Raw genomic sequence first — 25,885 nt, forward strand, 5'->3', positions numbered from 1 at the left:
AGGCCAGCCTCGCGGCTGGCCTTCGGGATGGTCGAAGCGGGATCGACGCCGCCGCTTACTCCGCGGCGGTCATTTCGGGCGCGAAGTGGCCGCACCAGTCGGCCGAGCCGACCACCGGCCACAGGCCGTGATCCGACGGACCCGGCTGGCTCACCGGCGGATTGAACCGGCACAGCCCCTCGTCGGCCGCCGCGGCGGCGCCGTTGACCTTGTGCTCGTCGAAGAACTTGCAGCTCTCGCACTTCGCGTTCGCCATGTCGGTGATCTCCATCCTGCGCGGCGTGCCGCCGCTGCTACTTACGAATTAGAACAGATCCAATGTAAGCGTCAACCGTCTTGTCGGGGGGCGGTTCCCCGGTCGCGTCGCAGGATCGGGGATCGGAGCCTTGGGACACGCTGCCCCCGTCGCCTCGGGGGCACCGGAGCGTATTCCGGTCGGTCGCGCTTTGGCCTATCAGGCCTTCATGTCCCCCACGCCCGTCGCACCCGACGACATCGCCCACGTCATCCAGATCGCCCTCGCGCCCGCGTTCCTGCTGACGGCGCTCGCGACCCTGCTCAACGTCTTCTCGACGCGCCTCGGCCGCGTCGCCGACAAGGTCGATGCGGCGGCTGCCGGTCTGCGGACCGCCGACCCGCACGAGGCCGTCCGCCTCTCCCGGCAATTGTCGTATCTGCGGCGGCGCTCCTTCGTGCTGGACGGCGCCGTGGTCCTGGCCTCCGCCGGCGCGGTCATGACCGGTATCGCCGTGCTCACCCTGTTCGTCGGGGCCCTGCGCGATGCCGCGACCGCCTCGATCCTGTTCGCCTGCTTCGGCGTGGCGCTGGTCTGCACCGTGGTCGCGGTCTGCGCCTTCCTGGTCGAGATCCTGATGGCCGGGCGCGGCATCCGGGACGAGGTCGACCGCCAGCAGGAGCATGCGGGGGAACGCGGCGCATCCTGAGCCGCGCGCGGGCCGGCCTCGCGGGGGACGAGGGGCTGGCGTGCGTGCGGGCGGTCTCGATCAACGGGCCGCACCCTGATACGCGCCAGTCCGCCGGCAGGGATGGGACGAGGTCCGATGAGCGTCGAGACAATGAAGGCGGATGTGGTCGTCATCGGCGGCGGCATGGTCGGGCTTGCCTCGGCGATCGCCCTGCGGGACCGGGGCCTCGACGTCCTGCTCTGCGATCCCGGGGAGGCGCGCGCCCGGACCTCCTACGGCAATGCCGGCGTGATCAGCCGGGGCTCGATCTTTCCGATGTCGAGCCCGGCCCTCTGGGCCAAGCTGCCGACCTACCTGCGCAATGCCGACCGGGGCCTGCGCCTGCGCCACACCCACGTCGCCCGCGTGCTGCCCTGGACGGCGCATTTCCTGGCCTCCGCCCGAACCTCCGCCTGGGAGCGGGCCGCCGCGTCCCTGCTGCCCCTGACCAGCGCGGCGCTGCCCGCGCATCTCGCCCTGGCCGAGCGGGCGGGCGCCGGCCACCTGTTGCGCCGCTGCGGCTGGATCAAGCTCTACCGGACGCACGCCGCCTTCGCCGGCGCGGTCCTGGAGCGGGCGATCCTGGGCCGGCACGGCGTCTCCTTCGAGATCCTCGACCCGGACGACATCCGCGCCGCGGAGCCGGCCCTGATCCGGGCCTATGCCCACGGCATGCTCCTGCCGGAGACCGGCGCCGTGAGCGATCCGGGCGGGCTGCTGGAAGCCTATCAACACCTCTATCTCGGGCTCGGCGGACGAACGCTCCGAATGGTTACGACGCACCTCGAGCCCGAGGGGGAGGGCTGGTGCATCCGCCACGACGGCGGCACTGTGCGGGCCCGCCAGGTCGTCCTGGCCGCGGGCGCCGCCTCCGGCGAGATCGCCCGCGGCCTCGGCTACCGCTTCGCCTTCGCGGCGGAGCGCGGCTACCACGCCCACTACGCCCTGCATCCCGACAGCCCGCCGCTGACCCGCCCGGTGCTCGACACCGGCGCCGGCTCGATCATCGCCCCGATGGGTGAGGGGCGCGTGCGCGTCCTCTCCGGCGTCGAACTCAATGCCCGCGAGGCTCCCCCCGACTACGTCCAGATCGAGGCCGCCGCGCAGGAAGCGGGCGGAACGCTGCGCCTGGGCGCGAGCCTCGACAACCGCCCCTGGATGGGCGCGCGCCCCTCGACCCCGGACGGCCTGCCGGTGATCGGCCCGGCACCCCGGCATCGCGGCCTGATCTTCGCGTTCGGCCACGGCCATATCGGCCTGTCCACGGGGCCGATTACGGGGCGCCTGGTGGCCGATCTCGCCACCGGCGCCGCGCCCGCCGTTCCGGTGGCGCCCTTCGCGCCACAGCGCCTCCTCGGCTGGCCGCGGTGGAACCCGGTTCGGGCGCGCGAACGCGCGGATTGACGCCTCCCGCCGGAGGCGCCATGCCGGGGGGCCGCACCACTCCCTCGTCCGAGGACATCCGTCTCCATGCGCCTGAGCGTTCGCCTCGACGGGGGCATGTGCCGCCGTTGGCACCTCCGGCTGATCGAACGCCTCCTGCGCCGCCCCGGGCTCTCGGTGTCCCTCGACCTGTCGCCGGGACCAGGCGCGCTGCCGCCCAACGCCGCGCTGCTGTTCCGGCTCGAGGCGATGCTGCGCCGGCTGCCGCGCACCGGGCCGGCCCTGCGGGTCGAACGCGCGGACCTCCTGGCCGGTGCCGCCCCGGCCGACGGAATGCCCGACCTCGTCCTCGACCTCTGCGGCGACGCGGCGGGTCCGCCGGGCGTGCCGGTCTGGCGCCTCGCCTTCGACGGGGCCTGCGGCGAGGCGGCCCTGCTCGCCTCGCTGCTGGCCGGGCGCCCGCCCGTGGTCAGCCTGACCGACGACGGGCGGATCGTCGCCTCCGGCCGGGTCGGAACCGAGGCGCGGGGCATCATGCTCACCGCCTTCGAGGATGCTCTCGTTCGGACCGTGAGCCTGATCCTGGCCGCCCTCGGCGGAGCGGGGCCGCGGCTCGCGCCCGAGGGTGTCCCGATCCCGGGCCCGGCGCCGACGGGCTTCACGGCGGCCGCCCTCACGGCTCGGGCCGCCCGCACCTGTGCCCGGATGGCCGCCCGCCGGCTCTACGCCCTCTGCACCTGGGCGCCCCATTGGCGGGTCGGCTGGCGCCGGCTCGCCGGTCCCGACCTCATCGACCTCCAGGCCCATCCGGAGACCGGCTGGCACACGCTTCCGGACGACGGGCGCCGCTTCTACGCCGATCCGTTCCCGATCGCCGATGCCGCCGGCACGGTGCTGTTCGTGGAGGATTACAGCCACGTCCTGCAGAAGGGCGTGATCTCGGCCGTGCGCTTCGGCGCCGACGGCCCCCTCGGGACACCGGTGCCGGTGCTGGAGGCCGCCCACCACCTCTCCTATCCGTTCGTCTTCGCGGAGGGCGGTGCCTACTGGATGGTGCCCGAGAGCGGCGCCACCGGAACCCTCGATCTCTACCGCGCCACCGCCTTCCCCGGCGGCTGGGTCAAGGAGGCGACCCTGATCTCCGGCCTGAATGCCAGCGATCCGACTCTTCTCCGGCACGACGGCCGCTGGTGGCTGTTCGCGACGGTGCGCGACGACGGCGAGCATGACGGCCCCTTCGCCGCCTGGGGATCGTATTCCGACAGCCTGCACCTCTGGTCCGCGCCGGATTTCCGCGGGCCGTGGACCGCGCATCCCGGAAATCCGGTGCTGATCGACATCGCCGCCGCCCGGTCCGGCGGCCGCATCGTCGCCCGGGACGGTGCCCTGTTCCGGCCGGTGCAGGATTGCCGCGACGGCTATGGCGGGGCGCTCGGCCTCGCGCGGATCCGGCGCCTCGACGCGGCGGGCTACGCCCAGAGCGTGGAGATGATCCTGCGTGCGGGTCCGCGCTTCCCGGGCACGGGCCTGCACACCCTCAACCGAACGCCGCATTTTGAATTCATCGACGGGGCCGGACGCGTCCGCCGGCGCTTCCGCGGCGGGGCGGGCGGTGCCTCCGAAACCTGACGTTTCGCAGCCACTTACGTCATCACGGACATTTTAATCCCGCCCCAGGAACAATCATCGGCGCGCACGCTTGTGCCACCGCTGGTGGGGGCAAGGAATCCGGTCCCCTGCGAGCCCGATCTCACATCGTCCTGCTCGAACGTCCGGAAGGGCCCCTCATGGCCGAGCCGCTCTCCTCCCGCACCGCTCCGATGCGAAACCCGTCGGCCCGTGTCCTGCGGGGGCTCGATGCGCTCAACTTCTTCCTCGCCGACGTCCGCGATGGGCTTGGTCCCTACCTGGCGATCTACCTGATCGCCGTGCGGGGGCCGGACCAGGGCTGGAACGAGGCCACCACCGGCCTCGTCATGACCATCGCGGGCATCGCCGGCCTCATCGCCCAGACGCCAGCCGGGGCGCTGATCGACCGGACCAATCACAAGCGCGCCATCGTCATCGCGGCGGCCGTCGCAGTCACGCTGAGCTGCCTCGTCCTGCCCTTCATCACGAACTTCTACGTGGTGGCCGCCACGCAATCGGTGGCCGGCATCGCCGGGGCGATCTTCCCGCCGGCGCTGGCCGCCATCACCCTCGGCGTCGTCGGCCCGAAGCTGTTCGCCAAGCGCATCGGCCGCAACGAGGGCTTCAACCATGCGGGCAACGCCGCCTCTGCTGCGATCGCCGGCGGCACTGCCTACTTCTTCGGACCGATCGTGGTGTTCTGGCTGATGGCGCTGCTCGCCGTGTGCAGCATCGGCGCCATGCTGATGGTGCCCGCAGATTCCATCGACGATGATCTCGCCCGCGGCCTCGACCAGACCGAGACGCAGGCCCGGACCGAGGGCGAGGAGGAACCCTCGGGCCTCACCGCGCTCCTGAAGAACAAGTACCTGCTGCTCTTCGCGGTGCTGGCCGCGCTGTTCCACCTCTCGAACGCCGCGATGCTCACCTCGGTGGGGCAGCTGCTCACGAAGCTCTCCGGCAAGGACAACGCCACCTCACTGATCGCGATCTGCATCGTGGCCGCGCAGCTGGTGATGGTGCCGGTGGCGGTGTTCGTCGGCGCCAAGGCAGATGCGATCGGGCGCAAGCCGATCTTCCTCGCGGCCTTCGGCGTCCTGGCGATCCGGGGCGTGCTCTACACCCTGTCGGACAACCCGTTCTATCTCGTGGGCGTCCAGCTCCTCGACGGCGTCGGCGCCGGCATCTACGGCGCCCTCTTCCCCGTCATCGTCGCCGACCTGACCCGGGGCACGGGCCGGTTCAACGTCTCCCAGGGGGCCGTCGCCACGGCCCAGAGCCTGGGCGCGGCGCTGAGCGCAACCCTCGCCGGCCTGATCATCGTGTCGGCGGGCTACTCGACCGCGTTCCTGTCCCTGGCCGCCATCGCGGGTCTGGGCTTCGCCCTCTACCTCTTCGCGATGCCGGAGACGCGCGGCTACGAGCCCGGCCGCTCCGGCGCCGACGGTGGCGGCCTGACGCCCGTCCCTGCGCCGGCGGCCTGACCCCCATGGCCGCCACCGACGACATCCTCGCCTTCGCCCATATCGGCGACCTGCACCTCACCGATGCGGACGCCGACAACGCCCGCGACCTCCACGCCATCGTGGACCAGATCAACGCCGTGGACGGGGTCGACTTCGTCTATCTGCCCGGCGACAACGCCGACAACGGCACGCCCGCGCAGTACGCCCTGGTGCGCGCCGAACTCGACCGCCTGCGCCGGCCTTTCCACGTCATCACCGGCGACCACGACATGGAAACCGGGAGCCTCGCGGCGTTCTATGCCGGCCTCGGCGTGCCGAGGCTGCCCTACGCGGTGACGGTGTCGGGCACCCGCTGCCTGTTCCTCGACATGTGCGGGCCGGGCTCCGGCGGACCGGATTTTCGCCTCGGCGACGGGCAGGTCGCCTGGCTCCGGCGGGAGGCGGACGCCGCCGAGGCGGAAGGGCACGACTGCGCCCTGTTCATGCACAGCTACCCCGCCGACCTGACGGGGGAGGGCGAGGCTGCGACGGTCGCAGAACTCGTGCACGGCTCGCGCATCCGCCTCGTCGAGATGGGGCACACCCACTACAACGAACTCGCCAATGACGGCCGGACCATCTACGCGGCGACCCGCTCGACGGGCCAGATCGAGGAGGGGCCGGTCGGTTACACCATCGCGGCGATCGACCGGGGCGTGGTGAGCTGGCGCTTCAAGGAACTGGCGCAGGGCTGGCCCTTCGTGGTGATCACCGCGCCGGCCGACCGCCGCCTCGCCCATGCCGAGGACCACATCGTCTCGGGCACCACCGAGATCCGCGCCCTGGTGCTCGGTGCCGGCCGGACGGCGGTCTGCGAGTTCAGCATCGACGGCGGTCCCTGGCGCCCGATGCGGCGCGCCGAGGGCGAGCGCCGCTTCCGCGCCACGGTCGACTGGCCCCCCGGCGCGGGACGCCTCACCGTCCGCGCCCAGGATTCCGAGGGCGGCGTCGGCCAGGACCAGATCGAGCCGGCCGGCGACGTCGGCGCCCTCGTCCGCTCCAAGGGCCTCGGCAGCGACGCGGATTCCGTCGGCGCCTGGCCGGACCGGGGCATCCTCGGCACCCAGCTCGGCCCGAACCGCAACGGGCGCCACTGGTAGGGCGCATCCGCCCTGCCCGACTTTCTTTCCGACCAAGGATTCCGAACCCGATGGGTGCGCTGACGCTGACCCCGAACCTCGTCACATGGGCGATCGCCGCCGTGGCCACCCTGGGGGTGATCACCCGTCCCTTCTCCTGGCCGGAGGCGATCTGGGCCGTCCTGGGCGCCGCCGCCCTCGTGGTGTTCGGCCTGATGCCGGCCGGGACCGCCTGGGAGGGCGTCCTCAAGGGTACCGACGTCTATCTCTTCCTCGTCGGCATGATGCTGATGTCGGAGGTGGCGCGGAAGGAGGGCCTGTTCGACTGGCTCGCCGGCATCGCGGTGCGGGCGGCCAAGGGCTCGGCCACCCGCCTGTTCACCCTGATCTACGTCGTCGGCACCGTGGTGACGGTCTTCCTCTCCAACGATGCCTGCGCGGTGGTGCTGACCCCGGCCGTCTACGCCGCCACCAAGGCCGCCAAGGTCGAGAACCCGCTGCCCTACCTCCTGATCTGCGCCTTCATCGCTAATGCGGCGAGCTTCGTGCTGCCGATCTCGAACCCGGCCAACCTCGTGGTCTTCGCCGAGCACATGCCGCCGCTGACGCAGTGGCTGGCGATGTTCGCGCTGCCCTCGGTGCTGGCCATCGTCGCCACCTACGCCACCCTTCGCCTGACGCAGAATTCCGTTCTGCGCGACCAGCAGGTCGCTACCGATGTCGAAACGGTACGCCTGTCGCGGACCGGGCTCGTCGCCGGCCTCGGCATCGTGGCCACCGGCGGCGTCCTCATCGGCGCCTCCGCCCTGGGGCTCGATCTCGGCCTTCCGACCTTCGTGGCCGGTGGCCTCACCACGGCGGCCGTCCTCCTGATGAAGCGCGGCGGCCTCGTCGAGGTCGCCAAGGACGTGTCCTGGAGCGTGCTGCCCCTGGTCGCCGGCCTGTTCGTGCTGGTCGAGGCACTGGAGAAGACCGGCGTCCTGCGCATGATCGCCGATGCGCTGAGGCAGGCGGCCGCCGCCTCGCCCGTCGAGACCGCCTGGGGCGCCGGCACCCTGATCGCGGTGCTCTGCAACCTCGTCAACAACCTCCCCGCCGGCCTCATCGCGGGTGCCGCGGTGCAGACCGCCCACGTGCCCGACACGGTCGCGGGCGCGGTGCTGATCGGGGTCGACATCGGTCCGAACCTCTCGGTGACGGGCTCGCTGGCCACCATCCTGTGGCTGACCGCGATCCGCCGCGAGGGCCAGGACGTCGGCTTCTGGCGCTTCCTGAAGCTCGGGCTGCTCGTCATGCCGCCCGCGCTGCTGCTGGCGCTGGCCGGCCTGCTCCTCGTCTAGATCCCTCGCGTCTCAGCCCGAAGTCCCCCAGCCCAAGGTCCCCCGTGAACGCCGCACTGCTCTATCCCTTCATCCTCGTCGCGGGCGTCCTGCAGGCGCTCGGCAATTCGATGAACGCGCAGCTGCGCGGCCGGCTCGTGAACCCCTGGCTCGCCGCCTCGGTCTCGTTCCTGCCCATCGTGTTCGTGTTCGCCACGCTGTTCCTCGTGATGCCGACGCCGCTCCCCACCCTGGAGACCCTCGGCAAGATGCCCTGGTACGCGCCGCTCGGCGGCGTCGCCGGCGCGGTGGCGGTGTTCGGCGGGCTCGCCTTCATCGACAAGGTCGGTGCGGGGCCGTTCAACGGCCTGACGCTCACGGCCAACATCCTGGCCTCCCTCGCCATGGATTCCTTCGGCCTGTTCGGCCTCCAGGGCGGCGGCTTCAAGCTGATGCCCTGGCTCGGCGGACTGCTGATGGCGATCGGCGTGTTCTTCATCGCCCGCACCACCGCCGACACGGGCGGGGACAAGGATAGCGGTCACGGCCTCAACCCGAAGCTGCTCTACCCCTTCATCGTCATCGCGGGCATCCTGCAGGCCGTCGGCGTCGTCTGGAATTCGCAGCTGCGCGGCGCCCTGGTGAACCCCTGGCTCGCCGCCACCGTCTCCTTCCTGCCCGTCGTGTTCGTGTTCGTGCTGGTGTTCCTCGTGCGCCCGACCCCGCTGCCCACCCGGCAGGACGTGTCCGGCGTGCGCTGGTGGATGCCGCTCGCCGGCATCACCGGGGCGGTGGCGGTGTTCGGCGGCCTGCTCTTCGTCGACAAGGTGGGGGCGGGTGCCTTCAACGGCCTCCTCATCACCGCCAACCTCCTGACCTCGGTGGCCCTCGACCATTTCGGCTGGGTCGGCATGAAGCAGGTCAAGGCCGGGCCCGCCCGGCTCGGCGGTGCGGCCCTGATGGTCGCCGGCATCGTGCTGATCTCGGTGTTTTGAGCGGCCCCTGCGTATTCGAAAACGCGAAGCTTGAGGACAAGCGGTTGCAGCCGCCGGGAAACGTTGGCCTTTTCGGCGCCCGGCGTGCTAAACCTCCGACGATCCCGCCCGGAGCCGATCCGCGTCAAGGGTGTGTGGACAGCCTCTCGTGCCGCCCGATTGCCGTCTCCCGGCCGAGTCCGGCGCGCGTCACGACCTGATCGGTCACCGAAATCCGGCGCCCGGACCGCCCACGCGGCCGCGCCGACGGGCATCTGCGACGCCGCGCCGAGCGCGTGCGGGAGGGTTCAAGGACAGGAATGCAATGAGCGACGAGACCGACGCCCGGACCCGATCCGAGGAGCGCGCCGAGCGGGCCGAGCGGATGGCCAAGGAAGGCGCCCAGGCCATGGCCGAGCATCTCGCCTCGGTGAAGGCCGTGGACGAGCGGACGGTGAAGCTGCGGGCCCTGCGCTTGGCCAAGGAGGCCGCCGACGCCGAAGCGAAGGCCGCCGCCCCGCCGCCCGCGCCCAAGCGCAAGCGGTCCTGAGACGGCCCGGCGGAGGAGAAGCCATGGCATTCGACCGCTCCCGTCGACCGAGCGACCCGCGACAGGCCGCCGAGGCGGCCTTCAAGGCCGCCACCACCAAACCCGTCGAGACCGCTAAGCCCATCGGAACGGCCAAGACGATCTCGGCCACGCCGGCCGCCCCGGCCTCGGTCGTGCCCGGCGCCCGCGAGATGGTCAGCCTGCGCCTCGACCGCGCCGTGCTCGAGCATTTCCAGAAGGACGGTCCGGGCTGGCAGGATCGCATCAACGCGGCGCTCAAGGCCGCCGCCGGGCTCTAGGCCGGGGCCGCACGGCGCAACGCCGCCGCGAGGCCTGGTCGTGGGGGCATCGGCTCTGCCGCACCGGTCGACGATTCGGATTCGGAAGCCTAGCCGAAGCCGCCCCGCTTCAGCCGCATCACGGTGCGGTCGAGGGCGCCGAGGAAGGCCGAGCGGTCGCGGGCCGAGAACGGCTTCGGCCCGCCGGTGATCGCGCCGGCCTCGCGCAGGTCCTGCATCAGGTTGCGCGTGGCCAGCGCCATGCCGATGCCGCTCTCGCTGAAGGGCTTGCCGGTGGGGGCGAGCACGTCGGCGCCCGCCTTCACGCAGCGGCTGGCCAGGGGCACATCGGCGGTGACGACGATGGCACCGGGCCGGGCTCGCTCGGCGATCCAGTCATCGGCGGCGTCGAACCCGTCGCTGACCACCACCCGTTCGATCCACGGCTCCCGCGGCAGCGCCAGGAAACTGTTGGCGACGACACAGACGTGCAGCCCGTATCGGCCGGCGACCCGGTAGGTCTCGTCCTTCACCGGGCAGGCATCCGCGTCGATGTAGACGACGATGGACCGGGTCGGCTCGACCCCGCTCACTGCGCGGCGACCGCGTGCGGCGGTACGCCGGACTCCACCGTCTCCGTCCCGACGCGCTCCAGGGTCGAGACGCTGAGGGGCTGGCCGCGCCCCCGCAGGGCGTGGGCGCCGAGGGCTCGGGCGCGGATGCCCGCGGGCAGGCGCGCGATCCGGGCCAGCAGGTCGTCCGAGACGAGGATCTCGGTGCCGAGGGGCCGGCACAGGGATTCGATGCGCGCGGTGACGTTCACCGCATCGCCGAAATACGCGATCTTGTGCCGGTCGACTCCGACTTCCGCCGTGACGATCGAGCCGCCGTGCAGGGCCGCGCGCAGGCGCGGCACGGTGCCGAACCGCGCCATCCAGGCCTCGGATTCCGCGTCCAGGCGGTCCATCACGTCGAACACGCAGGCGACGCAGCGCGCATCCTTCAGGCCGCGGGCCATCGGCCAGGTGATCATCGCCATGTCGCCGATATAGTCGTCGATGGAGCCGGCGTTGCGCCGGACGGGCTCGGCGAGGGCTGCGAAGACCGCGCCGAGATAGGCCTGGGCCTTCAGGTCGCCGTGGGTTTCGGCGAAGGCGGTCGATCCGACGACGTCGAGGAACAGGAAGATCCGTTCCTCCCGCACGGGCTGGTGGTAGCGCCCCACGAGGAAGTTCACGAACACCTCGCCGCCGATGAGATCGCGCATGCGGATGACGAAGACGAGCATCGCCGAGACCGCGAGGCAGTAGGCCAGCACCCGCGGGGTGATCCGCACCGCGTGGCTGAGGTCGTCGTCGGTGAGTCCGAGAGCCCAGACCAGCAACCCGCCCAGCGCGATCCCGGCGGCGATCATCAGCACGTAGGCGAGCTCGGCCGCCGGCACGTAGAGCTTCGCCGGCATCCGGCGCATCCGCGCCTGTAGGCCGCCCAGGATCATGCCCCGGTCGAAGGCGAGCGTCGTGCCGCCCACGGCCAGGCCGTAGGTCAGGCCGGCGAGGGGCGTCGCGCCGCCGGCGAACAGCACGTTGTAGAGGAGGCCCGCGCCGCCGCAGGCGAAGAGGATGAGGAGCCAGAACCAGCGGTGCTGCGGCAGCATCAGCGGCGTCCCTCGTGCGGTGCCCCGGCGGGGGCCGGCCGCGGCGATCCGGTCAGGATGGGGGAGGGTGCAGCGCTGCGCAACGGATGGACCCCTTCGGGGATGGGTCCGGAGGCGGCGGCGCCCCTTGGCGCGCCGAGCTTCGAACCCCGTCCTGATCATCGCCCTATGATGGCGCGAGTAAGGCCAAGGTGACGCAGGCCCGCGGATCGGGGACCGGTGTGGCCGCCATGCGTTGCCAGAGGAGATCACCATTCTGGGAGCGCGAGGCGGATGCGGAGTAGAACCTTCGGGACGGCGGGGCCGGCGGTGCCCGTCATCGGACAGGGCACGTGGCACCTCGACCAGGCGGACCGCGCCGCCGCGGTCGCGACCCTGCGGGCGGGCCTCGACGCCGGCCTGACGCATATCGACACCGCCGAGATGTACGGCGAGGCCGAGCCCCTGGTGGGCGAGGCCATCGCGGGACGGCGCGCGGAGGTATTCCTGGTGTCGAAGGTGGTGCCCGGCAACGCCAGCCGGGCGGGGGTGGTCGCCGCCTGCGAGCGCTCGCTGAAGCGCCTCGGCACCGACCATCTCGACGCCTACCTGCTGCACTGGCCGGGCCGTTACCCGCTGGAGGACACCATCGCGGGCTTCTCCGCCCTCAAGCAGGCGGGCAAGATCCGGTCCTGGGGGGTGAGCAACTTCGACGTCGCCGATCTCGACGAGGCCCTGGCGATCGCGGGGCCGGGCCAGATCGCCTGCAATCAGGTGCTCTACCATCTGAAGGAGCGCGCCATCGAGCACGCGGTGCTGCCCTGGTGCCGACGCAACGGCGTCGCCCTGGTCGGCTATTCGCCCTTCGGGAGCGGCGACTTCCCCGAGGCCGGACGCGCCGGAGGCCGGGTGCTCGCCCGCCTGGCGGAGGTGCACGGCACCACGGCGCGGGCCATCGCCGTCGCGTTCCTGACCCGGGAGGAGGGCACCTTCACCATCCCGAAGACGGCGCGGCCCGAGCGGGCCCGGGCGAACGCGGCGGCGGGGTCGATCGGCCTGACGCCGGAGGATCGCGCCGCCCTCGAGGCGGCCTTCCCGCGCGGTCCACGCCCGCGCAGCCTGCCGATGCTGTAGCGGCCGGGGCGAAGTTGTGGCCAAAGGCCGGGGAGGATCCGGTGCCGACGGTCGGCGCCGGGCCCCTGTGAGGAATGCGTACGATGGTGCGATGGCTGGATCCGGTCGTCCTCGGCCTGTGCTGCCTCGCCGGCACCCCTGCGCTGTCCGAGGACGCCAAGACCGACAAGAGCCGGCCCGACACGCGCAATCCCGACCAGCCCAACGGCGAGACCCTGACGATCGACGAGAAGGGCATCACCCTGCGCTTCCCCGATGTCGCCAAGCTGCGCATCGGCGGCAAGCTGCAGCTCGATTACGGGGCGGCGGCCATCCGGCAGCCCGGCTTTCCCGAGCCCTTCCCGGAGAATTTCGCGGTGCGCCGGGCCTGGATCGAGAGCTATCTCACCCTTGGCAAGAGCCTGGAGCTCGCCCTCCAGTACGATTTCGCCGACCCGATGCGGCCGATCAATGACGCGGCCGCCGCCTATACGGGCTTCGCGAACACCCTCCTGACGGTAGGCAACATGAAGGAGCCCTTCAGCCTCGACCAGCTGACCGGCGACAACAACACCCTGTTCACCGAGCGCTCGCTCGCCGACGCCTTCGCGCCGGCCCGCAATTTCGGTTTCGCGCTCGGCCGCCACGGAGAGGACTGGACGGTGGTCGCCAGCGTCTTCGGCGGCAACGCCAATACCGGGGTCGGCAGCGAGGGCGTCGCCGCCACGGGGCGCGCCACCTACGCGCCGATCCACGAGGACGAACGGGTGCTGCATCTCGGCCTCGCCGGAAGCTTTCGCGATCTGCCCCGCGACGGGCAGGGGCTGTCGCTGTCGAGCCGGTCCGAGGCGTTCCTGTACCAGCGCGACTTCGTCGACACCGGCGCCATCCGCGACGCGTCGGGCGTCCGTCGCATCGGCCTCGAGGCGGCCTATCGCGACGGCCCGTTCCTGGTCCAGGCCGAGTACATCCGCACGGAGGTGGAGCGCTTCGGGGGCGCCCGCACGGTCGGCTTCCAGGGCGGCTACGTCCAGGCCAGCCTCATTCTCAACGGCAAGGGCCGCGCCTACAAGCTCGCCCCCGATTACGGTGCCACCTACGCGATCTTCTCCGGCGTGCAGGTGGCGGAGGCCGACCGTGTCTCGCGGGGCGGGATCGGCGTCTTCGAACTCGGCACCCGCTTCAGCGCCATCGACCTCGACGATGCCGGCATTCGCGGCGGCATCGAGCGCGACGTCACGGTCGGACTGAACTGGTACCCCGACCGCAACATCCGCGTGGTCGCCGACTACGTCCGCTCGCATACCAGCCCGTCGGCGGTGCAGGGCGGCCGCACCATCGACGCGGACAGCTTCATCGGGCGGTTTCAGCTCTACTGGTAGGCGGTTCGGGATGGCCTAAGCCCGTTGGGCAGGCTTGCGGCCGGCCCCCGGGGCGATGCTACGATGCGCCGGCAGGCCGGGCCGCGCCCGGCGATCCGGGTCGGCATGACGATCCATGGAACGCACGGAAGTCCTGATCGTGGGCGCCGGGCCCACGGGGCTGGTCCTCGCCCTGTGGTTGACACGGCTCGGCATCCGCGTCCGGATCATCGACCGGACAGCGGGGCCCGGCACCGCCTCCCGGGCGCTCGGAATCCAGGCGCGCACCCTCGAACTCTACCGCCTCCTCGGCGTCGCCGAGGCGGTCGCCGCCGCGGGGCACCGGGTGCCGGCCGTCAACGTCTGGACCGCCGGCACCCGGCGCGCCCGCGTGGCCTTCGCGGCCGACCCGCGGAACCCGACGCCCTATCCTTTCCTGCTGATCTACCCGCAGGACGCGCACGAGCGGCTCCTGATCGATCGTCTCGCCGCGGCCGGGATCCGGGTTGAGCGAGGCACCGAACTCATCGGGTTCACGCAGGACAGGGCGCGCGTCGTCGCCACCCTGCGCACGGCCGAGGGAGCGCCGGCCCAGGTGGCGACCGCCTATCTTGCCGGGTGCGACGGCGCCCGCTCGACGGTGCGCGAGACCCTGGGCATCGGGTTCCCGGGCGGCACCTACGATCGCTTCTTCTACGTCGCCGATCTCGCCGCGGACGGCCCGGCCATCGACGGCGAGATCCATCTCAACCTCGACGGGGCCGCCGATTTCCTCGCCGTGTTCCCCCTGGCGGAGCGCGGGCGGGCGCGCCTCGTCGGAACGATGCGCGACGATCAGGCCGGTCGCGGCGAGCGCCTGACCTTCGACGAGATCGCCGTTACGGCGCTGGAGCGGCTGCGGATCGCGCCGCGGACCGTGAATTGGTTCTCGACCTACCGGGTGCATCACCGGGTCGCCGACCGCTTTCGCGACGGGCGCGCCTTCCTGCTCGGGGATGCGGGACACATTCACAGCCCGGCCGGCGGGCAGGGCATGAACACCGGCATCGGCGACGCGATGAATCTCGGCTGGAAGCTCGCCGCCTGTCTCCGGGGGCGGGCCGACGACGCTTTGCTCGACACCTACGAGACCGAGCGGATCGGCTTTGCCCGCCGGCTCGTCGCGACGACGGACCGGGTGTTTACCCTGGCGACGTCGGAGACCCCGCTGGCGCAGCTCGGGCGGACCACCCTCGCGCCCCTGCTGGCACGGCTCGTCGCCGGTTCCCCGGCCCTCCGGCGCTACCTGTTCCGAACGATCGGGCAGATCGCCCTGGCCTACCGGCACAGCGCGCTCAGCGCCGGCCGGGCGGGCCGGGTCCATGGCGGGGACCGGCTGCCTTGGGTGCCGGGCGCGGAGGTGGACGACCCGGAATGGCGGGTGCGGGTCCACGGGGCGGCGGCGCCGGACCTGGCGCGCTGGTGCGGTCAGCAGGGTCTGCGCCTGCACGTCTGCGCCTGGAGCCCCGAGGCCGAGCGCGTCGGCCTTGCCCGGGACGCCCTCTACCTCGTGCGGCCCGACGGCTACGTGGCCCTCGCCGATGGGCAAGCCTCCGTCTCGACGCTGGCCGCCTTCCAGGCGCAGCACGGGCTGACCTGGGGAGCGGACGACTGACATTGGTCCGGCTGGACCGGAGCCAGGACCGTATCCGCCGGCTCGCGCTGCGCCTGGGCGAAGCGCGGACCCGTCACCCCGCAGCAACGATTGGAGGGGATCCGGAGCCGGCGCTACTCGCCGACCCCGAACAGCTTCTCGAGGAAGTTGCGGTCGTCCTGGCTCGGGCCGCGGCTCGCATCCGCGTGGCGGGCGGCCGGGCGCGGCGGGGCGGCGGCCTGCGGCTCGCCCAGGAGGGCGCCGATCAGGCCACCCGGGGTGCTGTTGGTGACGGCGGGCTCGGACGACGGGCCGCGGTTGCGCCAGCGATTGGCGCCGGGGAGCATCACCGGGCTCTGGCCCTTCAGCGCCACGGTCATGTAGGCCTTCCAGATCTCGCCCGGCAGGTTGCCGCCCGAGACCTTCTTCGTCGGCTCGCCGTCGTCGTTGCCGAGCCAGACGCCGGTCACCAGGGTGGCCGAGTAGCCGATGAACCAGGCATCGCGGAAGTCCTGGCTGGTGCCGGTCTTGCCGGCGAGATCCCAGCCCGGAACCTCCGCCTTCCTGGCGGTGCCGCTCACGAAGGTTTCGTGCATCATGGCGTTCATCATCGAGACCGCGTTGGCGTCGATGACGCGGCCGAGGCCGCCGTCCTTGCGCCGGTAGAGCACCTTGCCGTCGGCACTCTTCACGCTGGCGATGACGTAGGGGATCACCCCCGTGCCGCCATTGGCGAAGGCGGCGTAGGCGCCCACCATCTCCAGGGGCGTCACCTCCGAAGTGCCGAGCGCGATCGAACCGTTGGCCTGCAGCGGGGAGGAGATGCCGAGGCGCTGGGCCGTCTGCACCACGGTCTTGGGCCCGACCTCCTGGCCGAGGCGGACCGCCACGGTGTTGAGGGAGAGCGCGAGGGCGTCGCGTAGGGTCACCGCGCCCCGGTAATCGCGGGAATAGTTCTCCGGGCTCCAGCCCCTGATGCTGATCGGGGCGTCCTCCCGCACGGAATCGGGGGTCAGGCCGTGCTCGACCGCCGCGAGGTAGACGAAGGGCTTGAACGACGAGCCGGGCTGGCGCTTGGCCGTGGTGGCGCGGTTGAACTGGCTCTGGGCATAGTCGCGCCCGCCCACCAGGGCGCGGATCGCCCCGTCCGGCTTCATCGAAACGAGGGCGCCCTGGGCGACGTTGTAGCGGCCGCCCTTCTGGTTCAGCTCGTCCACCAGCGCCTTCTCGCCGGCGGCCTGAAGGCCGGTCTCGACGGTGGTGGCGATGACGATGTCGCTCTCGAACTTCGGCACGAAGTCGTCGAGGACATCCATGACGAGGTCGGCGACGTAGTTGGCCGAGCCGCCGCCGCGTACACCGGCGGGCCGGGCCGGGGTCGCGAGCGCCAGCTTGACGTCGGAGGGCTTGGCGAAGCCCAGCTCCTCCATGGCGGCGAGCACCTGGGCGGCACGGACCTGGGCGGCGGGCAGGTTGCGGTTCGGCGCCAGGCGCGACGGCGCCTGCACGAGGCCGCCGAGCATGGCCGCCTCCGCCAGCGTCACGGCCTTGGCGGGCTTGCCGAAATAGCGCTGGGCCGCGGCCTCCACACCGTAGGCGCCGGCGCCGAAATAGACGCGGTTGAGGTAGAGCTCGAGGATCTCGTCCTTGCTGTACTTGTGCTCCAGCCAGAGGGCGAGGATCGCCTCCTGGATCTTTCGCGATGCGGAGCGTTCCGGGGTGAGGAACAGGTTCTTGGCGAGCTGCTGCGTCAGGGTCGAGCCGCCCTGCGACACGCCGCGGCGGGTCACGTTCTGGGCGACCGCGCGGGCGATGCCGACGGGATCGACGCCGAAATGGCTGTAGAAGCGCCGGTCCTCGATGGCCACGAAGGCACGCGGCAGGTAGGGCGGCAGTTCCTTGATGCCGACCACCCGGCCGCCGGTCTCGCCGCGATTGGCCAGGAGCGAACCGTCGCTCGCCAGGATGGCGATGTTGGGCGGGCGCTTGGGGACCGCGAGCTGGTCGATCGGCGGCAGCTGCGACGCGTGGTAGGCCACGAGCCCCGCGATGCCGATCACGCCCCAGAGGCCGAGGACGAGGACGCCGTAGACGAGCCGGCCGAGGATCGAGCGTCGGGCCCGGCGCGGCGCCTTGCGCAGCGCCCGTGATGGGGCGGGGGCACGGCTCTTCGCGCCGCGGCCGCCCCGTGAACCTGACTCGCCTCGTGCCACGCCGCCTCCCGCGCGATCGGCGCGCGAGAGCCGCAGATCGAGATCGGCCGGGTCCCCGACACGGCCCTCGGGCAGGTCGAAGTTCGGCTCCCCCCTGCCCGCGCCTCCACGTCCCTTCGCCATGCGTCCCGTCTGCCCCAAGGTTCGTTCGCGATTCGAGCGACCCTGCTAGCGCACGGTAATTGCGGCGGGTTTAAGGGGTGTTAACCGGCTGATTTTTCAAAGCCTTGAAAAACCAGGGGAAATTCGACGGCCCGCGCGGTTCGTGCACCGGATGTTCAGGGGGCGACCGGGGCGGCGGGAGCGGCCGCGCGGGCGCCCGCTCGACCCCCGCAACCCGGCGGGCCTGCTCACCCCTTCTTGCGCAGGGGCCGGACCGAGACGGAGCCGTGATCGCTGAATCCGGTGGCGGCGCCGAAGGCCTGCAGATCCGCCTGGTCGTGGCGGGCCAGCAACTGAATCTCGCCGCATCCGGCCGAGCGCGCCGCCTGCGAGGCCGCCTTGAGGAGAAGGCGGCCGATACCGCGCCGTCGGGCCTCGGGATCCACCAGCAGGGTGGTGATCTGCGCCGTGGGCAGGCTGGCCGTGAGGGAGGGATACCAGTGCAGGACGACGAGGCCGCTCGGCGGACCCCAGTCGACCGCGACGAAGGCCGCGCCCGAGCCGTGCCGCAGGGCCTCGATCCGCTCGGCCAAAGTCTCGCTCGCGGCGGGGTGGCCGGTGCCGCGCAGAAGTTCGGCGAGGCCCGCCGCGTCGCTGCCGTTCGCCGCCCGGATCTCCAGCCCGTAACGGCTCGCCACGCATCGCTCCGGTCGGCTCCCCCGGCCGGAGCCGGCGGAGCGAGGGTCTTGCGGGTGGTTCTAGTCCCGGCGCATCAGGCCGAACAGGGCGAAACCCGCCAGGGCCGCGAGACCGAGGGCGAGACCGCGATTGTCCTGGAAGCGGCTCGCCACGGCCTGTCCTGCGGCCCGCAGGTCGTTGCCCTGGGGCGAGCCGCTGAGGATGCGCTCGGCCCGGGCATGGTTCTCCGGCCGGGTCGCGATCGACACTTCGAAGGCGTCGTCGTCCACGCGGTCGATCTCGATGCTGTTGCGGGCGAAGCCGGCGCGCGACAGACGATCCCGTGCCACGCGGGCGGCCCTGAGAGACGGAACGGTCACGGTCGCCAACACGCTGTCAGACATCAAGTTTTCTCCCTGTTCGGCAGACCCAACCACGGCCGCGGGAATACGGTTCCGTGATCGCGGGTTCTGAGCGTGACGGGCGGCCCGGCCTTAAGCTTCCCGCAACCACCCTGGACCTAAGCCCGGGCCTCGCCCGGCGGGTTCCCACCCGCGCGGGCCATGACGAGGAGCCTGCCGGACTTGCGCGATCCGTTCGTTCCTGCCGCCCTTGCCGACCGCCTCCGGGAGAAGCGCCGAAGGCCGCGGTCCCGCGACGCCCTGGCCTACGAGCCGGCCAAGCCGGTCTTCGCCGAACTCCTCGATGCGCGCGGGCATGGCACCGGCCAGTTCGTGCGGCTGTCGCAGGGCATGGTGGAGGCGATCACGCGAGGCGCCCGCGCGGACACCTGATCGATCGGGGTCAGCGGTCGCAGCCGATGCAGATGTCGCGCACCATGCGCTCGCGCCCGTGTCCCGTGCGCTGGTTCGGCAGGTGTCCGTCGAAGGCCTGCTCCGCCGCGCGGGTCGGCGGCGGAACCGGCTTCGGCGGCTCGGGCGCGGCCGGTTTCGGCGCGGGGGCGGTCAGGGCCATGTACTGCGCCGCGGCGGGCGCCGGAGCGAAACCGGGCACCAGACCGGCGAGGGCGAGACCCAGGGAGGCCCACCGAGGGCGGGCGCGACCGAGTGGGGCGGTCGCGGGACGTCGCGTGGCCATCGAAGCCTCCGATCGTGGGCTCTCGGTGCGAATCGCCGCCGACCGCCATGCGGCGATCCGGCGTCCGGCCTAACGGGAACGAGGGCAGTCAGGGATCGTTCCCCGTCCCTTTGGCCGGCCCCCGGGGCCGGATGGGACCGCATCCATGCTGCACCTCCTCGTGGCCGATGGGAACGACCGGTCCGGACGGGCCGATCACGTCTCAGCCACCGGCGTCACCTCGGCGGAAGCCTATGCGGAGGTCCTGCGCCAGATCTCACCCGGGGTCGACTGCACCCTGATCACCCCGGCCGACGCCGATGCGGCTTTGTCCCCCGGGACGCGGCTCGCCGGCTTCGACGCCCTCTTCCTCACGGGATCGACGCTCCACGTCTGCGACGCGTCCGACGCCGTGCGGCGCCAGATCGACCTCGTGCGCGAAGCCCTCGGCGCAGGGCTTCCGGTCTTCGGCTCGTGCTGGGGCGTCCAGGTCGCCGCGGTGGTGGCCGGCGGCCATGCGGCCCGCAACCCGAAGGGTCCGGAATACGGATTCTCGCGCGATCTCGTGCGCACCGAGGCCGGGCGGGCGCACCCGCTCCTCGCCGGGCGGGGCGAGCGCTTCGATGCCCCCGCCATGCATCTCGACGCCGTCATCACGCCGCCGGCCCACGCCACGGTGCTGGCGGGCAACGCGGTCCTGTCGGTCCAGGCGATCGAGATCCGGCACGGGGCCGGCGTGTTCTGGGGCACGCAGTACCACCCCGAACTCGATCTCGACGCCCTGGCCGCGATGCTGCGCCTCAGCGCCGAGGACGTGGTGGAGGCGGGCGCGCTGCCCGACCGCGCGGCGGTGGAGGCCTATGCGGCGGACCTCTGCCGCATCCATGCTGACCCGGAGGGACACCGGGACCGGATCGCCCGCCACCGGCTCGGCCCCGACCTGCTGGAGCCGGCCCGCCGGCGGGCGGAGATCGGGAACTTCCTCGACCGTCTCGTCCGGCCGCGGGTCGAGGCCGCGGCCTGAGGGCTCAGACCGCGCGCAGGGCGGGAGCGCCCGGCCGCGGGCGGGCGCCGACGATGTGGAAGGCCCGCGGTCGCACGAACAGGAACGACAGGCGCGTGTGACGGATCATCCGCTCGAAGCCCAGCGGAACCAGGATCGCCACCACCGTGACGACGAGGCTCGCCCAGCCGATGTCGGTGATCGCCCCCGACCGCACGATCAGCGTGCGGGTGAGGGCCATCGGCAGGAAGAACGCGAGGTAGATCACGATCGAGCGCTGGCCGCAGGCCCGCAGCGCCGCCGTCACCGGCCCGCCGGCCCGGGACATCAGGGCCCCGATGGCGACGATCGCGAGGGCGCCGGCGCCGCTCAGGACGAGGGCGAGGCCCGGGAGGTTCGCCAGGACCGGCACGGCTGGGAAGCCCGTGGGGACGAAGACCATCGCGGTGTTGACCATGGCCCAGAGCGCCAGGCCGAGCAGCGCGGCGCGGGCGTGGCGTTGCACGAGATCGGCGAAGGTGAAGATGCGCGCGGCGAAGAGGTAGCCGACCAGGAACCAGACGTAGCGGTCGCAGAACTCGTCGATCAGTTCGAAACCGGTATGGATCGGCAGGACCTGCAGCAGTGCCGCCCCGCCGAGGAGCCAGGCCGTCGGCACCGGCCGCAGCGCCTTGGTCAGCACCGAGAACACCGCCAGCAGGTAGATGAACCACAAGGTCGAGTAGGGTTCGACCACCGCCAGGGCGAGGTGGGCGACGAAGGCGCCCGGCCCGGCTCCGTCGGTGATCGGGCCGTACTTGAAGGCCGACTGGATCAGCACCCAGAGGACGTAGAAGTAGACGAAGTGCACGAGGCGCCGGTCGAGGAACAGGCGCCAGTCGCGGTCGATGACCCGGCCGAGGAACAGGCCCGACAGCAGGAAGAAGTCCGGGATGCGGAACGGGCGCGCGAAGGCCACCACGGTGTGCAGGAAGCCCTCGCCCTCCATCGCGATTCCGGTGCCGAGCGTCGCATGCATCATGACCACGAGGATGATGCACAGGCCCTTGGCGACATCCACCCAGGCGAGCCGGGCGGCATCCCGCGGGGATCCCGCTGCGCGCTGCCCCGTTCCGTCCACCGTTCCTTCCGCCGTGCCTTGTCCCACCGCGACCGCCGCCATGATCCGCCCCCGCCCACAGGACCGCGATCCTTCGGCGCCAGGTCTTAAGGATGGCGATACGGCGAGGACCGCCCGCGGATCATGCCGAACGGAGGGTAAAGGCCGGGCCGTGACCGGCTCCGGTTTGGGCCACGCCTTGCCCGCGTGCGGCCACCCCTCGCCGCCCTCAATGCGGGTCGCGCTTGGCGCCCCGGCGGTCGCGGGTCATGCGGGTCGCGGCGTGAAAGTCGTCCGGCTTGGTGCGGACCCAGGCCAGGAACTCCGCCATCTCGGGCGCCGCCCGCAGGGCATCGACGTCGGCGAGGCGCCGGGCGATCTCGGCCTCGCTGAAGCGGGCGTGGATCGCCGAATGGCAGATCTGGTGCAGGCGCACGGTGCCGGCCCGCGCCCCGCCCTTCAGCTTCGGGGTCAGGTGGTGCAGGCTCGATTTGGCATGGGGCGGGATCGGCCGCTCGCAGAGCGGGCAGATCACCGGAGACTTGGCCTGCGGACCGTGCGTCGCCGGGTCGTCGTCGCGCCAGAGTCGGGCTCGTCGTCCCAAGGGTGTCTCCCGTCGGATGCGTGCGTCAGTGGACCGCTGCCGGAACAGGCCGGCGCTGGGCGGGGTCGTTCGGTTGGAACACGGCCGCGGCCTCGCGGTCCTGGGTCCCGAGAATGGAGACGTGGTCGCCGGCGATGACCGTCAGGCGCGTGCGCGGACCGGCCTGCGCCGCCAGCCGCTCGGCATGCGCGAGGGGCACCACCGGGTCGTCCCGGCCGTGGACGATGACGATCGGACCGCCCTCGGCGGCGATGCGCGCATCAGACCGGAAGGTGTCCCGAAGGAGCAGGCTGGTCGGCAGGAAGGGGAAGCGCCCGGCGACGATGGCGGAGAGGGAGTCGAAGGGCGCCTCGAGATAGAGGCCGAGATGCGGCCGGGCCTCGGCCAGGGCCACCGCCACCGCGGCCCCGAGGGAGTGGCCGTGCAGCAGCACCGGGGTTCCGGGGACCCGCGCCTGGACCATCGCGTAGGCCGCCTGTCCGTCGGCGATCAGCCCCGCCTCGCTCGGACTCCCGGTCGAGCCGGGATAGCCGCGATAGGCGATGGCGAGGACGCCCCAGCCCGCCCCGCGCCAGGGAGCGCCGGCAAAGCGCGCCGCACCGGGCTCCGGCCGCGAGCCGTTGCCATGGAAGCTGAGCACCACGGGACAGCCCGGCTCCGGCGCGCGCCAGAACCCGAACAGCCGCTCGCCGTCGGCCGTGGGCAGGCTGATCGCCTCCGTGCCCGGGGGCGCCGGCCGGGCGGGTGCGGGCGCTCGGCTGCGGAAGGCGCCCGGATAGATCAGGTGCCGCTGGAAGACGGTCAGCAGGGTCACGGCCAGGACGGAGAGACCGAGGATGGCGGTGGCCACGAGGGAAGCGAGAAGGCGCATGCGCTCGATGAAGGGGAAGCCGCGACCGAGCGACGACCCCGGACCGTCGTGGCGGGGCGCCGAACCGCGCCGGACCCTGGGGATGGAGGGGACACTGGGGCGTCCCCGAGAAGTAGGGCTGGACTTTGGCGTGTCACCAGCGATGTTGCGTCGCGTGAATGCTCCCGCGCCCGTCCCTCCCCGAAGCGGCCTCCGGCCCCAAAGCCGCTTCCTGACGACGCGTCACCGGTCCGCCGCGCCCGCACCGGTCCGGCGCGGCGCGGCATGAGGGACGCGTCCGGCCGCGCGGAGGGCATGGGCGGTCCCGGCCTGAGCCCGAACGCGCTCCTCATCGGGCTGATCTTCTGCGGGGTCGGCTTCGGCATCGGCGCCGGGGCGCTCGCGGGCTCGGGCGCCGCCTTCGTGTTCCTGATGTCCGGCTGGGTGCTGGGCCTGTGCCTGCACGAATACGGCCATGCCCGGGCCGCACTGTCCTGGGGCCTGCCCCCGACCGGTGCGCTCAGCCTCGATCCCCTGCGGGCCCCCAACCCCGTGGTGACCATGCTGCTGCCGGCGCTCTTCACCGTCATGGGGGGCGTGGGATTTCCAGGGGGCGCGGGATTGCCAGGCCGCGTCGGCGGTCCGCCCGAGGCCGGGTTGAGCCGGGGACGGCAATCGGCGGTGGCCGCCGCCGGCCCGGCGATGAGCGTCCTCTTCCTCGTCGTTCTCGCGCTGCTCTATGCCCTGGCCAGTCCGGGGGCCGAGACGCTGCGTGCGGTGCTCGCCGTCTCGGTGCTGTTCCAGGGCACAGCCCTGGTGCTCGGTCTGATGCCGATCCCAGGGCTCGACGGCTACGGCATCGTCCGACCTTGGCTCTCCGGCCCGCCGGCTTCGCCGCCATCCCCGCCCTGGGCCTTCGCGGACCGGATGGCCCGGCATTCGGGGCTGGTGCTGCTGGGTCTTTTCCTCGTCTCCGCCGCCTTCACCCGGCCGCTGTTCCGCGCCAGCTTGCTGTTGACGGACCTGCTCGGCATCGATCTCGCAGATGTGATCGCAGGTTTCCGGCTGGTGCGCCTGTGGTGATCCGCTCGTGCGGGGCGACCACCGCGAACGGAAGACTTGAACCCATCGTGGAATGATTTGCCGATGCGGTGTGTACGTTAACGAGCCGAGCCGTACTCTTGCGACGCATGCGGAGCCGGCACGCGGTTCGTCTTGAATTCGGGGCGACGCACCGGCCCGTCGCGATCGTCGAGGCGGGAGGGGGTCATGCGGGACGATGCGCCGGGGCAGGGGACGCCGCCGTCGGCCTACCGCGTGTTGCTGCTGAACAATGCCGGCCGCGTCCTTCGCACCAAGTCCCTCGCGGGCTGCACCGAGGCGGAGGCGCTGGAGCGGGCACGGGCCTTCATGGACGGCCGTTCGGTCGAGCTCTGGGACGGGGGGCGCCTGATCCAGCGGCTCGAGGCACCACACGAACCGACAGCCTGAGCGGAGGAGCGCGGCCCGGGCCTGTCCGCGGCGTTCGGGTCGCGTGGGAACCGGGCTTTCGTGCTAGGTGCGCTCGGTATCCGGATCCGACGCGATCCGGCGCGGCCCGGTGGAGAGACCCTGCGATGGCCCTCAAGACGACGTTCCTGGTGCAGACCTTCGTGCTCAAGCGCAAGCGGCTCTCGCCGGGCGACCGTGAGGTGGCGGTGACGGAGAGCGGGGCCCTGAAGAAGGCCGAGGCGATGGCCGCCCGCTTTCCCGGGACGGCGGCGATCAAGGTCGTGGCCGACGACGAGACGGGGGAACTGGAGAGCGCCACGATCCTCGGCAGCTTCGGCGAGGTGCCGGACGACTTCGCCGAGAGCCTGCAGGGCTCGTGAGGCCCGACGCGTCCGGCCTCCGCACCCCCGATCAAAGTGCCCCGCGGACGCGAAAGGGCCCCGCCGCGCGGCGGAGCCCCTTCTGATCGTCCCGGAGCCTGTCAGCCGTTACGGGCAGGCGTGGCGCTGACCGTCATTGCCGAGATAGGTCCCGGTGCGGCGGTCGTAGGACCGGAAGCGCTGGACGCAGTAGGCGACGTCCTCGCCGCTGGTCGCGACCTCCGGGGTGGCCTCGTAGCCCGTCGCGGCATAGCCGCCACCATAGGGCGCGTAACCGCCGTAATAGGCCGGCGCATAGCCGCCGGCGTAATAGTCGTCGCCGTAGTAGCCGCCATAGGCGCTGCCGAGGCCGTAGCCGATCCCGGCGCCGGCGAGACCCAGGCCGAGCCCGAGGCCGAGGCCGCCATAGCCGCGACGGTAGCCGTAGCCGCGCCCGGCATAGGCGCCACCCCGGTTGAACCCACCGCGGTTGAAGCCGCCGCGATCACCCCGGAAGCCGTTACCGGCAGCGAGGCCCGCCCCGGCACCGACGGCACCGGCGCCCACGCCGATGGTCCCGCCGCGGTTGAACCCGCCGCGGTTGAAGCCACCCTGCGCGAGGCCGCCGCGGAACCCGCCGCCGCCGAAGTTGCCCCCGACATTGCCGCCGCGGAACCCGCCGCCCTGGGCGAGACCACCGCGGAAGCCACCGCCGCCGAAGTTGCCGCCGCGGAATCCGCCGCCACCCAGGCCGCCGCCGTGGAAGCCGCCGCCACCGCCACGGAAACCACCGCCGCCGCCGCCCGGACGTGCGTCCGCGGAGGCGGGAATCATCGAGAGGGCCCCGACCAGGGCGGCCGATGCCAGGAGTATGCGCTTCATGGGAGAACCTGTCGTTCGCATGCCGATCCCGAGGATCGAACTTCTGGTAAAGGAACGCGGGGCCTGACGATAAAGTTCGTTTCAGGCCCTATTCCGTCTCAG

At 72.1% G+C, this 25,885-nt stretch carries 28 protein-coding genes; 17 read left to right on the forward strand and 11 right to left on the reverse strand.

What is annotated here, in order from left to right:
* Positions 1–55 precede the first annotated feature (55 nt).
* Positions 56–256, reverse strand: a complete 201-nt coding sequence (locus ASG51_RS02960; RefSeq protein WP_056278476.1) for a hypothetical protein — start codon at positions 254–256, stop codon at positions 56–58.
* A 208-nt stretch (positions 257–464) separates the two neighbouring features.
* Here ASG51_RS02960 and ASG51_RS02965 point away from each other — a divergent pair, with 208 nt between their 5' ends.
* The 9 genes from ASG51_RS02965 (at position 465) to ASG51_RS03005 (ending at position 9,703) form a co-directional block, all read left to right on the forward strand.
* Entirely contained in the window at positions 465–944 is a 480-nt protein-coding gene (locus ASG51_RS02965) for a DUF2721 domain-containing protein (RefSeq protein WP_056379143.1), read from the forward strand.
* Between the two features lie 117 nt (positions 945–1,061).
* Entirely contained in the window at positions 1,062–2,369 is a 1,308-nt protein-coding gene (locus ASG51_RS02970) for an FAD-binding oxidoreductase (RefSeq protein WP_056379016.1), read from the forward strand.
* 66 nt (positions 2,370–2,435) lie between these two features.
* Positions 2,436–3,977: a hypothetical protein gene (locus ASG51_RS02975; protein WP_056379018.1), complete on the forward strand. Its 1,542-nt coding sequence runs from the start codon at positions 2,436–2,438 to the stop codon at positions 3,975–3,977.
* A 158-nt stretch (positions 3,978–4,135) separates the two neighbouring features.
* Complete coding sequence (locus tag ASG51_RS02980; RefSeq protein WP_056379020.1) at positions 4,136–5,461, forward strand: MFS transporter; 1,326 nt, start codon at positions 4,136–4,138, stop codon at positions 5,459–5,461.
* Between the two features lie 5 nt (positions 5,462–5,466).
* On the forward strand, positions 5,467–6,582 hold the full coding sequence (locus ASG51_RS02985; RefSeq protein ID WP_056379022.1) for a metallophosphoesterase: 1,116 nt from the start codon (positions 5,467–5,469) through the stop codon (positions 6,580–6,582).
* Between the two features lie 50 nt (positions 6,583–6,632).
* On the forward strand, positions 6,633–7,901 hold the full coding sequence (locus tag ASG51_RS02990) for an arsenic transporter (RefSeq protein WP_056379024.1): 1,269 nt from the start codon (positions 6,633–6,635) through the stop codon (positions 7,899–7,901).
* A gap of 44 nt (positions 7,902–7,945) precedes the next feature.
* A complete protein-coding gene (locus tag ASG51_RS02995; RefSeq protein WP_056379026.1) occupies positions 7,946–8,875 on the forward strand; it encodes a DMT family transporter in 930 nt (309 codons plus the stop codon).
* A 304-nt stretch (positions 8,876–9,179) separates the two neighbouring features.
* On the forward strand, positions 9,180–9,404 hold the full coding sequence (locus ASG51_RS03000) for a hypothetical protein (RefSeq protein WP_055956977.1): 225 nt from the start codon (positions 9,180–9,182) through the stop codon (positions 9,402–9,404).
* Positions 9,405–9,427: 23 nt separating this feature from the next.
* Positions 9,428–9,703, forward strand: coding sequence for a BrnA antitoxin family protein (locus ASG51_RS03005; protein ID WP_056212274.1), 276 nt, complete (start codon positions 9,428–9,430; stop codon positions 9,701–9,703).
* Positions 9,704–9,792: 89 nt separating this feature from the next.
* Here the strand turns inward: ASG51_RS03005 and ASG51_RS03010 are convergent, their stop codons facing one another.
* Both ASG51_RS03010 and ASG51_RS03015 read right to left on the reverse strand, forming a co-directional pair.
* Positions 9,793–10,275 carry a YaiI/YqxD family protein gene (locus ASG51_RS03010; protein ID WP_056379028.1) on the reverse strand — a complete coding sequence of 161 codons (483 nt, stop codon included), beginning with the start codon at positions 10,273–10,275 and terminating at the stop codon, positions 9,793–9,795.
* Positions 10,272–11,339 (reverse strand): adenylate/guanylate cyclase domain-containing protein, encoded by a 1,068-nt coding sequence (locus ASG51_RS03015; protein ID WP_056212270.1) that lies wholly within the window; start codon positions 11,337–11,339, stop codon positions 10,272–10,274. The genes ASG51_RS03010 and ASG51_RS03015 overlap by 4 nt, the downstream gene beginning before the upstream one ends.
* A gap of 273 nt (positions 11,340–11,612) precedes the next feature.
* On the opposite strand from ASG51_RS03015, the gene ASG51_RS03020 reads away from it, so the two are divergent.
* The 3 genes from ASG51_RS03020 to ASG51_RS03030 all read left to right on the forward strand — a co-directional run bounded on the left by ASG51_RS03020 (position 11,613) and on the right by ASG51_RS03030 (position 15,446).
* Positions 11,613–12,452 carry an aldo/keto reductase gene (locus ASG51_RS03020; RefSeq protein WP_056379030.1) on the forward strand — a complete coding sequence of 280 codons (840 nt, stop codon included), beginning with the start codon at positions 11,613–11,615 and terminating at the stop codon, positions 12,450–12,452.
* Between the two features lie 83 nt (positions 12,453–12,535).
* Positions 12,536–13,813, forward strand: a complete 1,278-nt coding sequence (locus tag ASG51_RS03025) for a porin (RefSeq protein WP_082513848.1) — start codon at positions 12,536–12,538, stop codon at positions 13,811–13,813.
* 115 nt (positions 13,814–13,928) lie between these two features.
* Positions 13,929–15,446, forward strand: a complete 1,518-nt coding sequence (locus tag ASG51_RS03030; protein WP_056379032.1) for an FAD-dependent monooxygenase — start codon at positions 13,929–13,931, stop codon at positions 15,444–15,446.
* Between the two features lie 113 nt (positions 15,447–15,559).
* Here the strand turns inward: ASG51_RS03030 and ASG51_RS03035 are convergent, their stop codons facing one another.
* The 3 genes from ASG51_RS03035 to ASG51_RS03045 all read right to left on the reverse strand — a co-directional run bounded on the left by ASG51_RS03035 (position 15,560) and on the right by ASG51_RS03045 (position 18,822).
* On the reverse strand, positions 15,560–17,761 hold the full coding sequence (locus ASG51_RS03035) for a PBP1A family penicillin-binding protein (protein ID WP_056379035.1): 2,202 nt from the start codon (positions 17,759–17,761) through the stop codon (positions 15,560–15,562).
* Between the two features lie 227 nt (positions 17,762–17,988).
* The gene (locus ASG51_RS03040; RefSeq protein WP_056379037.1) at positions 17,989–18,438 is read right to left on the reverse strand and encodes a GNAT family N-acetyltransferase; all 450 of its coding nucleotides are present in this window, start codon (positions 18,436–18,438) and stop codon (positions 17,989–17,991) included.
* Between the two features lie 60 nt (positions 18,439–18,498).
* Positions 18,499–18,822, reverse strand: a complete 324-nt coding sequence (locus ASG51_RS03045; RefSeq protein WP_056379039.1) for a hypothetical protein — start codon at positions 18,820–18,822, stop codon at positions 18,499–18,501.
* A gap of 180 nt (positions 18,823–19,002) precedes the next feature.
* Between ASG51_RS03045 and ASG51_RS03050 the strand changes: the two genes are divergently transcribed.
* Positions 19,003–19,212: a hypothetical protein gene (locus tag ASG51_RS03050; protein WP_056212257.1), complete on the forward strand. Its 210-nt coding sequence runs from the start codon at positions 19,003–19,005 to the stop codon at positions 19,210–19,212.
* Positions 19,213–19,222: 10 nt separating this feature from the next.
* Here ASG51_RS03050 and ASG51_RS03055 read toward each other — a convergent pair whose 3' ends face one another.
* Positions 19,223–19,516 (reverse strand): hypothetical protein, encoded by a 294-nt coding sequence (locus ASG51_RS03055; protein ID WP_056379041.1) that lies wholly within the window; start codon positions 19,514–19,516, stop codon positions 19,223–19,225.
* A gap of 145 nt (positions 19,517–19,661) precedes the next feature.
* Here ASG51_RS03055 and ASG51_RS03060 point away from each other — a divergent pair, with 145 nt between their 5' ends.
* Positions 19,662–20,519 carry a gamma-glutamyl-gamma-aminobutyrate hydrolase family protein gene (locus ASG51_RS03060; protein WP_056278051.1) on the forward strand — a complete coding sequence of 286 codons (858 nt, stop codon included), beginning with the start codon at positions 19,662–19,664 and terminating at the stop codon, positions 20,517–20,519.
* 4 nt (positions 20,520–20,523) lie between these two features.
* Here the strand turns inward: ASG51_RS03060 and ASG51_RS03065 are convergent, their stop codons facing one another.
* The 3 genes from ASG51_RS03065 to ASG51_RS03075 all read right to left on the reverse strand — a co-directional run bounded on the left by ASG51_RS03065 (position 20,524) and on the right by ASG51_RS03075 (position 23,072).
* The gene (locus tag ASG51_RS03065; protein WP_082513849.1) at positions 20,524–21,660 is read right to left on the reverse strand and encodes an acyltransferase family protein; all 1,137 of its coding nucleotides are present in this window, start codon (positions 21,658–21,660) and stop codon (positions 20,524–20,526) included.
* A 166-nt stretch (positions 21,661–21,826) separates the two neighbouring features.
* On the reverse strand, positions 21,827–22,201 hold the full coding sequence (locus ASG51_RS03070) for a hypothetical protein (RefSeq protein WP_056278054.1): 375 nt from the start codon (positions 22,199–22,201) through the stop codon (positions 21,827–21,829).
* 25 nt (positions 22,202–22,226) lie between these two features.
* Complete coding sequence (locus tag ASG51_RS03075; RefSeq protein WP_056212249.1) at positions 22,227–23,072, reverse strand: alpha/beta hydrolase; 846 nt, start codon at positions 23,070–23,072, stop codon at positions 22,227–22,229.
* A gap of 264 nt (positions 23,073–23,336) precedes the next feature.
* Between ASG51_RS03075 and ASG51_RS03080 the strand changes: the two genes are divergently transcribed.
* From ASG51_RS03080 to ASG51_RS03090, 3 genes are all read left to right on the forward strand, one after another.
* Positions 23,337–24,134, forward strand: coding sequence for a hypothetical protein (locus ASG51_RS03080; protein WP_056379043.1), 798 nt, complete (start codon positions 23,337–23,339; stop codon positions 24,132–24,134).
* Positions 24,135–24,320: 186 nt separating this feature from the next.
* On the forward strand, positions 24,321–24,542 hold the full coding sequence (locus ASG51_RS03085; protein WP_056354824.1) for a hypothetical protein: 222 nt from the start codon (positions 24,321–24,323) through the stop codon (positions 24,540–24,542).
* A gap of 125 nt (positions 24,543–24,667) precedes the next feature.
* Positions 24,668–24,922: a hypothetical protein gene (locus tag ASG51_RS03090; protein WP_056354828.1), complete on the forward strand. Its 255-nt coding sequence runs from the start codon at positions 24,668–24,670 to the stop codon at positions 24,920–24,922.
* Positions 24,923–25,030: 108 nt separating this feature from the next.
* Here the strand turns inward: ASG51_RS03090 and ASG51_RS03095 are convergent, their stop codons facing one another.
* Complete coding sequence (locus tag ASG51_RS03095; RefSeq protein ID WP_056354831.1) at positions 25,031–25,783, reverse strand: BA14K family protein; 753 nt, start codon at positions 25,781–25,783, stop codon at positions 25,031–25,033.
* Positions 25,784–25,885: the final 102 nt, after the last annotated feature.

The sequence above is a fragment of the Methylobacterium sp. Leaf465 genome (assembly GCF_001424705.1).
GTDB lineage: Bacteria > Pseudomonadota > Alphaproteobacteria > Rhizobiales > Beijerinckiaceae > Methylobacterium.